Source organism: Thermomonospora curvata DSM 43183 (assembly GCF_000024385.1).
Classification (GTDB): Bacteria; Actinomycetota; Actinomycetes; order Streptosporangiales; family Streptosporangiaceae; genus Thermomonospora; species Thermomonospora curvata.
Genome location: NC_013510.1, coordinates 5,349,340 through 5,361,224 on the forward strand (window position 1 = coordinate 5,349,340; position 11,885 = coordinate 5,361,224).

An 11,885-nucleotide genomic window follows, 5' to 3' on the forward strand; every position below is an offset into this window, starting at 1 on the left:
CCCTAGACGAGCTGGTTCGCGAGGAAGAGAAGGACGAAGAGCGCGAGCAGAACGAGGGTCAGCCGCACGTTCCAGCTCCGCAGCCCCCTGGCCGGGGGCGGAATCGGAGCGGAGATGACCATGGGGACGGCCGATTCCGGCCTTATGTGGACGTCGATCACCCTGCTGCGGCCCTTGACGGCCTCGCAGAGAAAGGACGCCCTGGCCCCGCACTCGATCGTGACCTTCCTGGTCCCGGCGGGCAGGGGGATGTACCAGCGCCCCGGCCCGACGTCCACGGGCCGGTCGTCGATGCGGCACACCAGCGGCGGCGGCTCGGCGTCCCCGGGTTCGACCACGAACTGCAGGTCCAGCGCCGCTTCCTCCGGCACGGGAGCCGGCTCGTCGACGCTCTCAAGCTTGACTGGCCGGATTTCCTGCACGATCCAACCGCCCATCCAGCGTCATGCGGGAAGTCATGCGGGAACAGGTACGGAAGAATCACCGAAATCCATCTTTTCCCAGATCATCCATGAAGATCCACTATCGCGCGGTATCTGCCCGCCGGGCATCGGGCGTCCGGGTCGGCCGAAATCAGCCGAAGAACGCCTCGCTCAGCGACCAGAGCGCCAGCACGACCATGACCAGGCCGCCGAGCCGCCGCACCACCGCCAAGGGCACCCGCTCGGCGATGAACCGTCCCGCGCGCAGCGCCAGCGCCGACACCGACACCAGGGCCAGCAGCGCGCCCAGGGCCACCGGCAGCGGCTGGCGGGCGGCGGCCAGGTTGGCGGTGGTGATCTGGGTCAGGTCGCCCCACTCGCTGATGAACACGACCGTGAAGGCGGTGGCGTAGGTGGCCCACGTGCCCAGGACGCGCGGCCCAGTGCCGCTTTCTTCGTCGTCCTCCTCGCCGTCGCCCTTGAGCAGGGTGTAGGCGCCGAAGGCGAACAGCGCGGCGGCCACCGTCTGCACCAGCGGCTTGGGCAGCAGCGCGAACAGGCTGCCGGCGGCGACCGCGATGACCACGTGCACCAGGAAGGCGCTGGAGGTGCCCAGCCACACCCACAGCGGGCGCATGCGGGTGCCCATGGCCAGCGAGGCGAACATGGTCTTGTCGGGCAGCTCCGCCAGGAAGATCACGGCGAACGCGGCCAGGAACGCAACGGGGTCGAAGCTCATCGGAAGACGGCGGCCTTTCCCTGCGGCCGGGCCGCGCCGGCCGACCCGGCGCGCCGAGAGCTTCGGCACGGGGAGGACCGTCTCGGCCCGGCATGACGAATGCGCCCGCGAGTGGGCACGTCTTACCAGGCCGAAGGTCTCGTCCACCACGGCGCCGCCCGCATCGGGACGGGCCGCGGCCCGAGGGCCGGGCACCCCCGCCCGCGTGGGCAGGGCCGCCAGCATGTCGACCGCTCGGCGGTTCGGGACTACTCCCCTTCGCCGCCCCCGACCCTAGCCGACCGGGCCGGTGAACACCACCGGTCCGCCATCCGGACGCTGTGAAACCGGTCTCCCGGTATGACCGATTCCCACGGGTGCGTGGAACGATGCAACTACATGAGCTCACAGCGGCGCATCTGGGTCATCTGGGCGGTGGGGCTGTCGGCCTACCTGGTCGGCGTCATGCACCGCACGTCCTTCGGGGTCGCCGGGCTGGCGGCGGCCGAGCGGTTCGCCGCCACGCCCGCCGTGCTGTCGGGGTTCGTGGTGCTGCAACTGCTGGTCTACGCGCTGCTGCAGGTGCCCGTGGGGATCCTGCTCGACCGGTTCGGGGCGCGCCGCCTGATCACCGCCGGGGCGCTGACGATGGCCGCCGGGCAGCTGACGCTGGCGCTGGCCACCGAACTGCCGGTGGCGGTGGCCGCCCGGGTGCTCGTCGGCACCGGCGACGCGCTGACCTTCATCAGCGTGCTCACCGTGATCAACGCCTGGTTCCCGGCCCGCCGCGTCCCGCTGGTGACCCAGCTCACCGGGCTGCTCGGGCAGCTCGGGCAGATCCTGTCGGCGCTCCCGCTGGCCGCGCTGCTGCACGGGCAGGGCTGGACGGCGGCGTACACCTCGGCCGCCGCGCTGGGCCTGGCCGTGGCGATCGCCGCGGCGGCCGTGCTGCGCGACCGTCCCGCCGGCGCGGCGGCCCCGCCGCGGCCCGCCTCGCCGCGCCAGGTGCTGGGCGGCCTGCGCCGCTCCTGGAGCGAACCGGGCACCCGGCTCGGCATGTGGACGCACATGGGCACCCAGTCGTCTGGAACCGCGTTCGCGCTGCTGTGGGGCGTGCCGTACCTGGTGACCGGGCACGGCCTGTCGGAGGCGGAGGCCAGTGGGCTGCTCACGCTGTTCGTCATCGCGGCGGCGGTGGCCGGCCCGGCGATGGGCGAGTTCAGCGCCCGCCGCCCCGCCCGCCGCTCCCGGCTGGTCGCCGCCGTGATCGCACTGATGGCGCTCGCCTGGACCGCGGTGCTGCTGGTGCCCCCGCCCGCCCCGCGCTGGCTGCTGGCACTCCTGGTGGTGGCGATGGCCCTGGGCGGCCCCGGCTCGGTGGTGGGCTTCGACTTCGCCCGCACCTTCAACCCCGGCCACCGCCAGGGAACCGCCGCCGGCATCGTCAACACGGGTGGTTTCTCCGCCGCGCTGCTGCTCTCCCTGACGATCGGCCTGGTCCTGGAGGCCACCGGCGGCGGGGAGTACACCCCGGCCTCCTTCCGCATCGCCTGGACCGTCCAGTACGCCCTGTGGGCCCTCACCCTCACCGGCATCTTCCTCGCCCACCGCAAGGCCCACCGCGCCCCGGTCCCCGGCGCCGTCCCACCCCGATACCGCCCCGCCGACGACCCGTCCCTCACCTGAGGGCGTCCTGAACCGGAGCGAACGCCCTCCGGACGCATGTTCGGCGTCTTCTGGGATGAGGGTGGAGATAAGTACACCCCGAATTCGGGTCCAGGGGACACTGTGAGCGAAGCGCCGGTCGTCCGACACTGAAGGCCACCGCGGAAAGTTCTGGAGGGCGATGGTGGACGGCGGCGCGGGGGTCATCGAGCGCAGCGGGGCGGCGGTGGTGCGCGGGCTGGCCCTGTACCTGATGGCCCTGGTCATCGGAGTGTTGTTGTGCTGCGTGATGCTCATGAGCATCACGCTGATCGGGGTGGGGGCGGGACTGGTGCTGGTTCCGCCGGCCGGGGCGGCGGTCCGCCGGTACGCCGACCGGTACCGGGAGCTGACCGGGCGGTGGACGGGCACGCGGATCGACTCGCCGTACGCGCCGGCCCCCGAGCCCCGGGCGGGTCTTGCCGGATGGTGGGACCGGACGGTGCACACGCTGTCGGATCAGGCGACCTGGCGGGATCTGCTGTGGCTGCTGGTCGATCCGATCACGGGCGTCGTCACCGCGCTGCTGCCGGCCGCGCTGGTGGCCGAGGGGATCTACGGGGTGCTGCTGGCGAGCGGGCTGTGGATGCCGATCTATGAGGTGACCGGCACCGAGTGGTTCACCTTCGTCCCGGTGGGCGACTGGCGGACGGCGGTGGCGGCCGGGGCGCTGGGGGCGCTGTACATCGGGGCCGGGCTGTGGATCGCCCGGCCGATGCTGGCCCTGCACGGCCGGTGGGCGGCCCGGCTGCTGGCGCCGACCGCCAAATCCCGTCTGGCGCGGCGGGTGCAGCAGCTGGCGCGGACCCGCTCGGAGGCGGTGGACGCGCAGGCCGCCGAGCTGCGCCGGATCGAACGGGACCTGCACGATGGGGCGCAGGCCCGGCTGGTGGCGATGGGCATGAGCCTGGGGGCGATCGAGCACCTGCTGGACCGCGACCCGCAGCGGGCCCGGCAGCTGCTGGCCGAGGTGCGGCGCAACTCCGTCCAGGCGCTGAACGAACTGCGCGACCTGGTGCGGGGCATCCACCCGCCGGTGCTGGCCGACCGGGGGCTGGTGGACGCGGTGCGGGCGCTGGCGCTGGATCACCCGCTGCCGGTGGAGGTGTCCGCCGACCTGGACGGACGGCCGGCCGCACCGGTGGAGTCGGCCGTCTACTTCGCCGTCGCCGAGGTGCTGACCAATGCCGCCAAGCATTCGGGCGCCCAGCGGGTCTGGGTGGACATCCGGCACTGCGACGGGACGCTGCGCGTCACGGTGACCGATGACGGCCACGGCGGGGCGGACCCCTCCGGCAGCGGGCTGCGCGGCATCGAGCGCCGGATCGCTACATTCGACGGGGTGCTGGCCGTCAGCTCCCCGCCGGGCGGCCCGACCATCGTGACCATGGAGCTGCCGTGCGCGTCGTCCTCGCCGAAGACCTCGCACTCTTGAGAGAAGGGCTGGCCGGCCTGCTGGAGTCCGCCGGGTTCCAGATCGCCGCGTCCGTGGCCAGCGGGCCGGATCTGCTGGCGGCGCTGCTGGAGCACCGTCCCGACGTGGCGGTGGTCGATGTGCGGCTGCCACCGTCCTTCACCGACGAGGGGCTGCAGGCGGCGCTGGAGGCCCGCCGCCGGGTGCCGGGCCTGCCGATCCTGGTGCTGTCGCAGTACGTGGAGCAGCTGTATGCGCGCGAGCTGCTGGCCGACGGCAGCGGCGGCATCGGCTACCTGCTCAAAGACCGGGTGTTCGACGTCGAGCAGTTCATCGACGCGGTGCGCCGGGTGGCCGCCGGCGGCACCGCGATGGACCCGGAAGTGATCGCCAAGCTGGTGACCAAGGGCGGGCCGCCGATATCCCGGCTGACGCCCCGGGAGCTGGAGGTGCTGAAGCTGATGGCGCAGGGCCGTTCCAACTCCGCCATCGCCGCCCGGCTGTCGGTGACCGAACGGGCCGTCGCCAAGCACATCGCCAACATCTTCACCAAGCTGGACCTGCCGGTCTCCGAGGACGACAACCGCCGGGTGCTGGCCGTCCTGGCCTACCTCAACCGCTGACCTCCAGCCGGCGGACGGGCTTTCAAAACGGCCTTTGGACGGTGCCCGCCCGGCCCCAGTCCCGGTAGTCGATGACGTAGTTGGCCCGGGTGGCGTTATCCGGCCCGTATCTCATCACCATGTTCAGCTCCAGCCGTTGCGGCAGGTGGTCCGTGGAGGTGGTCAGCAGGAAGCTGAGCTCGGCCTCCTCGGTGTACGCCTCGTAGAAGGCGCCGATGAGCGGGGCCTTCCGCATGGCGCCCGCCGAAAGCCTGCCGCCGTAGGTGATGGAAGCGCTGTCACGGCTGATGTCCAGCCGCGGGGCGTGACGGACCAGCTCGACGGAGTGCTTGGGGCTCACCAGCCACCGCGTGCTCCGCCCCACGTGCATGGGCGTCTCGGAGATCTCGGCGCCGCGGCCCACCGAGAACACCCTGGCGTTGGTGCCGTCACCGTAGTAACCGGAATTCCCGATCAGCACCACCCTGGTTCTCTCCACGTGGCTGCCCTCGTCGGCGACGTGCATGTCGCAGTCGGCGTTCAGCCCGGCGTCCACCTGGCATCTGCCGTCGGCGCGCAGCATGCTCATCCCCTGGTCGAGGCCGCCCTTGGCGTCGAAGGCGACGGTCTTGCGGGCGGCGGCGGCCCGCTGGAGCGCCGTGGCGATCTGGGCGGGGGTGGTCGGCTGGGGGGTGGCCGTGCCGGCCGCAGAGCCCGCGCCGGCCCGGCCCCGCTCGCCGGAGCCGATGACGGCCACGACCGCGGTGATGATCGCCGCCACCGCGACGGCCGCCGCCGCGACGGGCACGGCCGCGGCGCGCAGGCGCCCCGCTGCCCGGACCGGGCGGTCGGTGGTGCGCAGGGCCGTCCAGCGGGCGGTGCGGTCGTCGGCCGGGGCGGAGACCGCCAGGTGCCTGCCCTGGGCGAGAGCCTGGTCGGCGGCGATGGGGGTGTCGCATTCCAGCAGCCGCATCAGCACCTGACTGCTGGTGGGGCGGCGGGCCGGGTCGCGGTGCAGGCAGTCCCGCACCAGCCGGTACAGCGGGCCGTCCAGGCGTCCCAGGTCGCACTCGCCCCGGGAGAGGCGGGCCAGCACGGCCGGCACCGAGTCCTGGCCGTGCGGCGGGCGGCCGTTGGCGGCATAGGCGATGGTGGCGCCCCAGGCGAACACGTCGGCGGCCGGGCCGACGTCCCGTCCGGAGAACTGCTCGGGCGCCATGTAGGCGGGCGTGCCGACGACCGATCCGGTGGCGGTGGCGGTCAGGTCCAGGGAACGGGCGATGCCGAAGTCGATGACGCGGGGGCCGTCCGGGCCCAGCAGCACGTTGCCGGGTTTGAAGTCCCGGTGCACCACGCCCGCCTGGTGGATGGCCGCCAGCGCGGTGGCCGTGCCGACCGCCAGCCGGTACAGCTCCGGCCCGGAGCGCGGGCCGTCCCGTTGCACCAGATCCCGCAGCGACGGGCCGTCGATGTACTCGGTGACGACGAACGGGGCGCCGCCGTCCTCTCCCACGTCCAGGATGCGGGCGGTGCAGAAAGGCGCCACCCGCCGGGCGGTGGCGACCTCCTTGTGGAAGCGTTCCCGGGCCCTGGCGTCGGCGTGCTGGTGCAGCACCTTGACCGCCACCTGCGTCCCGTCCGGCGCCTCGGCCAGGTAAACCACGCCCTGCCCGCCCTGGCCCAGCCGCCCGACCAGCCGATATCTGCCGATTTGCCGGGGATCTTGATCGGTGAGCATCTTCCTCCTCGGCGTCCGGCGCCGTGCGAACGGAGACGACGAACATGATCACCTTATGGGGGGATGCGCCGGTTCGCCGATTCATCCGCCAGATGACGGTGGGGGTGTTTTCACCGGCCCGCCTTTTTCGCAGGCGGCACGCGGAATCGTCTCGGCCGGCGGCCGCGGTGCGGCGCATCGGCGCGCAAGTCACGGCAACGCCGTCATATCTCTCCAAGCCGGACGATGGCCGCGTAAGAAAAGTCCGATATCGGCGGCGTCATTTCACCGAACGTGTTTCGGTGTTTGACCGGCGGCATTTCACGCTACCGGGAGCCATATCCCGTGCCTTATCTTGCTCGGCAACAAGCCCCCCAGGGAGGGCGTCATGACGACCGTCGTGTTGATCCTGTTGTGCCTGGCCATCGCCGGGCGGGAACTGTATCTGGCCTTCGACCGCAAACGCACCCCCGAAGAGCAGATCACCGCGGCCGAGCTGGCCGCCCTTCAGGCCCGGCTGAGCGAACTGGAAAGCGAGCTGCAAGCCGCCTCGGCCACCGGCCCGCCGCCCGCCCCGGCCCTGCAGGCCGCGAAACCGGACGATGCCGCAGAATCCGCCTCCCGGGCCGCGCTGCAGAACCGGCTGGACGACATCGAGCCCCGGCTGACCCGGCAGGAAGAGGGCCTGCGGGTCGCCGACACCCGCATCAGATCGCTGATCGAGCAGATCAACGACCGGGTGCTGCCGGAGATCAACGAACGGCTGGCCGAGCAGCGCGACACCACCGACCGCCTGGCCGCCGAGGTGGCGCGGCTGCGGCGGCAGATGCGGCGGCGGCTGGAGGAGGCGGCGCGGGCCTCGCTGGGCGGCGACCCGGTGGATGTGGTGCGCGGCCTGCTGGGCGGCAAGGTCCCCGCCTCCGCCCGCGTCGCCCTCACCGAGGCCTACGAGCGGTGCGCGGCGGCCCACGGCCTGCAGGTCGAGCTGGCGGACTCCAGCGGCGACAAGACGCCCTGGCACACCAGGTACTACCTGTCGGGGACCAGCCCCCGGGAGCTGGAGCGCGACTTTTTGAAGGCGATGGGCGCGCTGCGCGGCGGCGCCGGGCCCGACCGGCTCGGGGAGCTGCAGCCGCTGCTGAGCGAGCTGTGCCGGCTCGAGGAGGGCCTGGTGCAGATCGGCCCGCTGCTGATCGTCCGGGCGTCGGGGACGCTGCTGTGCGGGGTGCGCCCGCTGGTGGAGTCGCTGCACCGCGACCCCTCCTCCGCCGCGGTCAAGGACCTGCAGACGCTGGCCGGGCGGCTGCTGGAGCTGCCGGCGACCCGGCGGTGCGACCTGTCGTCCTGGCGGCCCGAAACGCTCAGCGCATAGCCGTCCCGGGGGCGGGCCGGATCCGTGCGTCGCCTGCCCCCGAAGGCAGAAAGTCGTTTCCTTCGCAGCGGCCGACGGCTGCAAACCGGCATAACCGCCCCAGCGGGAGGGCCGTTGCGAAAAGATGGACTCGTGGGGAGATCGGCACTGCCCAGGGCGGCTGCACACCGCCGCATGATCACTCTTTGTGTCACCGCGATCACGTTTTTGGGCGTGGTGGCCGTCGCGGTCCTGATGCGGATACCGGCGGTCGTCAGGGAGGCGGGCGCCCCGCCGGTCGCCATGAGCCCCGCGCCGGCGCGCACGCCCGAGCCGAGCGCGGCCATGCCGCCGTCACGGCCGGTCCTGCTGGAGATCCCGCGGCTGAGGGTGCGTTCGAAGCTGGTGTCGTTCGGCCGCAACCCCGACGGCTCGCCGCAGGTCCCCGCCGCCTCGCAGGGACGGTGGGCGGGCTGGTACCGCTACGGCGCGGCGCCCGGCTCGGCCGGCCCGGCCATCATCGCCGCACCCGCCGGAGCGCCGGGCAGCCCGGCCGCCTTCCACCGGCTCGGCGAACTGGTGCCGGGGGACGAGGTCACCGTGCTGCGCCGGGACCGCAAGGTCGCGGTGTTCCTCATCGAACGGGTGGAGCGCGTCGAAGGGAGCCGCTTTCCGGCCCGCCGGGTGTACGGGCGGGTGCCCTACCCGGAGCTTCGGTTGATCACCTGGGACGGCGGCCTCGGCGCCGGCGGCGGGCAGGGACGCAGCGTCATCGCCTATGGGCGGCTGGTCCGGTCCACGTGAAGACCGGCGGGCGGCGCTCCAGGAAGGCCGCCACGCCCTCGGCGGAGTCGGGGCTTCGGCGCGCCTCGGCGGCCCAGGCCTCGACCAGTTCCCGGGTGAGGGTGCCGGCCGCGGCGTGCTCGACGATGTCCTTGGCGCCCTGCTGGGTGAACTGGGAGCGGGAGGTGAGGATCCGGGTGAACTCCGCCACGCGCGCCGCCAGCCGGTCGGCGGGCAGCACCTCGTCCACCAGCCCGATGCGCAGCGCGTGCGCGGCGTCCACCAGTTCCCCGGAGAACAGCAGGTACTTGGCGGCGGCCGGGCCGATCAGCCGCACCAGCCGGGCGGTGGCCTCGGCGGGGTAGAGGATGCCGAGCTTGGCCGGGGTGATGCCGAAGCGCGCGTCGTCGGCGGCCAGGCGCAGGTCGCAGGCGGCGGCGAGCTGGCAGCCGCCGCCCACCGCAAAGCCCCGGATGACGGCCAGGGTCGGCTTGGGGAAGCGGGCCAGCGCCGTCTCCGCCTCCGTCGCCAGGTCCCCTGAGGTGATGTCGGCCAGCTCGCCGATGTCGGCGCCGGCGCAAAAGTGCCCGCCCGCCCCGGTCAGCACCACCACCCGCACGGCCGGGTCCGTCTCCAGCCGCTCCAGCAGGACGGGCAGCTTCCGCCACATGGCCGCCGACATCGCGTTGCGCTTGCCCGGCCGGTCGATGGTGATCGTGCCGACGCCGTCGGTGACCTCGCACCTCAGCGGGGCCTGCTCGGACATTCCACGCCTCCTTGGATCAATTGCGACATCGTAGAGGGGCGGCGTCGCGAGCCTTCGCGGGCGGTCCATGGTCTGCTCGCATTCCGTTCCCCTCCGGATGACACCGGGAATACCGGGTAGGGGTATGCGGTTCCGTGAGCGGAGACCACGGCCCTCACCCGGAGGCGGACATGGACCACACCGGCGCTCACGGCGGCGCGAGCTGGCGCGTCGCCGCCCAGGCCACCTGGCACTGCCTGACCGGCTGCGCCATCGGCGAGGTGCTGGGCATGGTCATCGGCACCGCGCTGGGCCTGCACGGCGCCGCCACCGTGGCGCTGGCGATCGCGCTGGCCTTCTTCTTCGGCTACGCCCTGACCATGCGCGGCGTCCTGCGCGCCGGCCTGCCGCTCCGCCGGGCCCTGAAGGTGGCGCTGGCCGCCGACACGGTCTCCATCGCGGTGATGGAGCTGGTCGACAACGCGGTCATCGTCGCCATCCCCGGCGCCATGGCGGCGGGCCTGACCGCCGCGCTGTTCTGGGGCGCCCTGGCCTTCTCCCTGGCCGTGGCGTTCGCGGTGACCCTCCCGATCAACCGCTGGATGATCGGAAGGGGCCGCGGCCACGCCGTCGTCCACCGGCACCACTGAACCCTTTCCACACATGGTCCCGGGTGCCGGAGACGGGAGCTCAGGCGGTATCCGAGGTCACGACGTTGCAGGTCACAGCATCGCCCCGCCTGCAAGGCCCCCGTCCTGCACTGCGGAAACGGCGCGTTGGAAAAGGTGCACCGAACCGCGGCCCCGCGCGGCGGCGGGCCCGGTTCTCAGGAAGAGCCGTTCAGCCGCCCGGTCATGCGCTCGATCTCCCCCGCGACGCGGTCGCGCAGATCGGTGAGGGCCTTGATGCGCTCGTCAAGGACGCTGAGACGTTCGGAGAAGGCGTCCAGCAAGGGCCGGCAGTCCCGGGGCGGCTCGTGATCGCCCTTCCCCAGGCAGTGCACGAACCTCGCCACGTCCTCTGAAGCGAGACCCGCCCGCAGCAGCCGGGCGATGTCACGGGCGAGCAGGACGGTCTCGGCGTCGTAGACCCGGTAGCCGTTGTGGTCGCGGTCCACGCTGATCAGGCCCTGCTCCTCGTAGTAGCGCAGCGCGCGCGGGGTCACCCCGGCGCGGCGCGCCGCCTCACCGATCCGCATCGACTGCTCACTCCTCCTTTCGCCGGCTCCCGGTGAAGGCCGTCCCGAACAACGCCAGGGAGACGATCAGGCATCCCGCCGCCGCGGCGGGCACGGCCGCCGCGCCGCCCGCCTGCAGGGCCAGGCCGCCGATCCCCCCGGCGAGCGAGAAGCCCAGGAACATCGCACTGTTGTTCAGCGCGATCAGCTCACCGGCCGCCGCGCCGCCGTCCCGCTCGATCAGCCAGGCCTGCACCGCCGGCCCGATGCCCCAGGCGGCCAGCCCGTACAGCAGGTACAGCACCGCCACGACCGGGCGCGGATACGGCCCGCCGGCCAGGGCGAAGGCGAGCATCAAGGCGGGGGCGGCGAGCATCCCGGACGCAAAGAGCAGCAGGGCCCGCCGGGCGCCCAGCGCGTCGACCGCCCGGCCTCCGGCGAGCGACCCGGCGACCCCGGCCGCCCCCACCACGGTGATCAGCGGCGCGACCCCGGCTCCCCGCACCTCGCCGAGACGGCCGGCGACCTCGGTGAGATAGACGTAGGGCATCATCCCGCCCGCGCCGGCGGGCACCATCGCCGTCAGCCCGATGAGGGTGCGGCGGCGTCCCAGCGGCGCCAGCCGGTCCCGCAGCCGGCCCGCCGCGCCGCCCGGCAGCGGCGGCAGCGTCACCGCCAGAGCCGTCCCCGCCACGGCGGCCAGGGCGGCGACGAAGAGCATGGTGGCCCGCCAGCCCAGCGCCTCCCCCAGCCAGGCGCCCACGGGCACGCCCGCCACCAGCGAAGTGGTCAGCCCGGCGCCGACGACGGCCAGGTACCGGCCCTGCCGGCCCTCCGGCGCGGCCGCGGCCGCCACGGCGAAGGCGACGGGCGAGGCGGTGGCCGCGGCCAGCCCCGCCACGGCCCGGGCGGCCAGCAGCGCCCCGTAAGCGGGGGCCGCGGCGGCGGCGAGGTTGGCCACGACGAACACGCCGGCCGCCGCCACCAGCACCGTGCGGCGGGGCAGGCGGGCGGTGAGCAGGGCGGCCGGGGGCGCCCCCAGCGCGTACGCCACGGCGAACACGGTCACCAGCTGGCCGCTCAGCGGAACCGAGACCGCCAGGTCGCGGGCGATGTCCGGGAGGATGCCGGCGATGACCATGTCGTCGGTGCCGAACGAGAACGCCAGCAGGAACAGGGCGGGCAGCCACAACGCCGCAGGGCGGCGGGCGTCCCCGCCGGTCCCGGTGCGCACAGCCGGTTGCGTCGCATG

At 73.4% G+C, this 11,885-nt stretch carries 12 protein-coding genes; 6 read left to right on the forward strand and 6 right to left on the reverse strand.

Going from position 1 to position 11,885, the window contains the following annotated elements:
- Window positions 1–2 precede the first annotated feature (2 nt).
- Entirely contained in the window at window positions 3–371 is a 369-nt protein-coding gene (locus TCUR_RS23195) for a hypothetical protein (protein ID WP_148233106.1), read from the reverse strand.
- 202 nt (window positions 372–573) lie between these two features.
- A complete protein-coding gene (locus TCUR_RS23200) occupies window positions 574–1,161 on the reverse strand; it encodes a TMEM165/GDT1 family protein (RefSeq protein ID WP_041440322.1) in 588 nt (195 codons plus the stop codon).
- A gap of 378 nt (window positions 1,162–1,539) precedes the next feature.
- Here TCUR_RS23200 and TCUR_RS23205 point away from each other — a divergent pair, with 378 nt between their 5' ends.
- From TCUR_RS23205 to TCUR_RS23215, 3 genes are all read left to right on the forward strand, one after another.
- Window positions 1,540–2,826: an MFS transporter gene (locus TCUR_RS23205; RefSeq protein ID WP_041440323.1), complete on the forward strand. Its 1,287-nt coding sequence runs from the start codon at window positions 1,540–1,542 to the stop codon at window positions 2,824–2,826.
- A gap of 160 nt (window positions 2,827–2,986) precedes the next feature.
- Window positions 2,987–4,279 (forward strand): sensor histidine kinase, encoded by a 1,293-nt coding sequence (locus TCUR_RS23210; protein WP_041440325.1) that lies wholly within the window; start codon window positions 2,987–2,989, stop codon window positions 4,277–4,279.
- A complete protein-coding gene (locus TCUR_RS23215; RefSeq protein ID WP_012855032.1) occupies window positions 4,243–4,881 on the forward strand; it encodes a LuxR C-terminal-related transcriptional regulator in 639 nt (212 codons plus the stop codon). The genes TCUR_RS23210 and TCUR_RS23215 overlap by 37 nt, the downstream gene beginning before the upstream one ends.
- 22 nt (window positions 4,882–4,903) lie before the next feature.
- On the opposite strand, the gene TCUR_RS25220 is transcribed toward TCUR_RS23215, so the two are convergent.
- Window positions 4,904–6,598, reverse strand: coding sequence for a serine/threonine-protein kinase (locus TCUR_RS25220; RefSeq protein ID WP_012855033.1), 1,695 nt, complete (start codon window positions 6,596–6,598; stop codon window positions 4,904–4,906).
- Window positions 6,599–6,965: 367 nt separating this feature from the next.
- Here TCUR_RS25220 and TCUR_RS23225 point away from each other — a divergent pair, with 367 nt between their 5' ends.
- Together TCUR_RS23225 and TCUR_RS23230 are read left to right on the forward strand one after the other, a co-directional pair.
- Entirely contained in the window at window positions 6,966–7,949 is a 984-nt protein-coding gene (locus tag TCUR_RS23225) for a hypothetical protein (RefSeq protein ID WP_012855034.1), read from the forward strand.
- A gap of 174 nt (window positions 7,950–8,123) precedes the next feature.
- Window positions 8,124–8,732, forward strand: a complete 609-nt coding sequence (locus TCUR_RS23230; protein ID WP_012855035.1) for a sortase domain-containing protein — start codon at window positions 8,124–8,126, stop codon at window positions 8,730–8,732.
- Here TCUR_RS23230 and TCUR_RS23235 read toward each other — a convergent pair.
- Entirely contained in the window at window positions 8,698–9,477 is a 780-nt protein-coding gene (locus tag TCUR_RS23235) for an enoyl-CoA hydratase/isomerase family protein (RefSeq protein WP_012855036.1), read from the reverse strand. The genes TCUR_RS23230 and TCUR_RS23235 overlap by 35 nt on opposite strands.
- A gap of 170 nt (window positions 9,478–9,647) precedes the next feature.
- Here TCUR_RS23235 and TCUR_RS23240 point away from each other — a divergent pair, with 170 nt between their 5' ends.
- On the forward strand, window positions 9,648–10,106 hold the full coding sequence (locus TCUR_RS23240; RefSeq protein WP_012855037.1) for a DUF4396 domain-containing protein: 459 nt from the start codon (window positions 9,648–9,650) through the stop codon (window positions 10,104–10,106).
- A 176-nt stretch (window positions 10,107–10,282) separates the two neighbouring features.
- On the opposite strand, the gene TCUR_RS23245 is transcribed toward TCUR_RS23240, so the two are convergent.
- Together TCUR_RS23245 and TCUR_RS23250 are read right to left on the reverse strand one after the other, a co-directional pair.
- On the reverse strand, window positions 10,283–10,654 hold the full coding sequence (locus tag TCUR_RS23245; protein WP_012855038.1) for a MerR family DNA-binding transcriptional regulator: 372 nt from the start codon (window positions 10,652–10,654) through the stop codon (window positions 10,283–10,285).
- Between the two features lie 7 nt (window positions 10,655–10,661).
- Window positions 10,662–11,867 carry an MFS transporter gene (locus tag TCUR_RS23250; RefSeq protein ID WP_169313056.1) on the reverse strand — a complete coding sequence of 402 codons (1,206 nt, stop codon included), beginning with the start codon at window positions 11,865–11,867 and terminating at the stop codon, window positions 10,662–10,664.
- Between the last annotated feature and the right edge of the window lie 18 nt (window positions 11,868–11,885).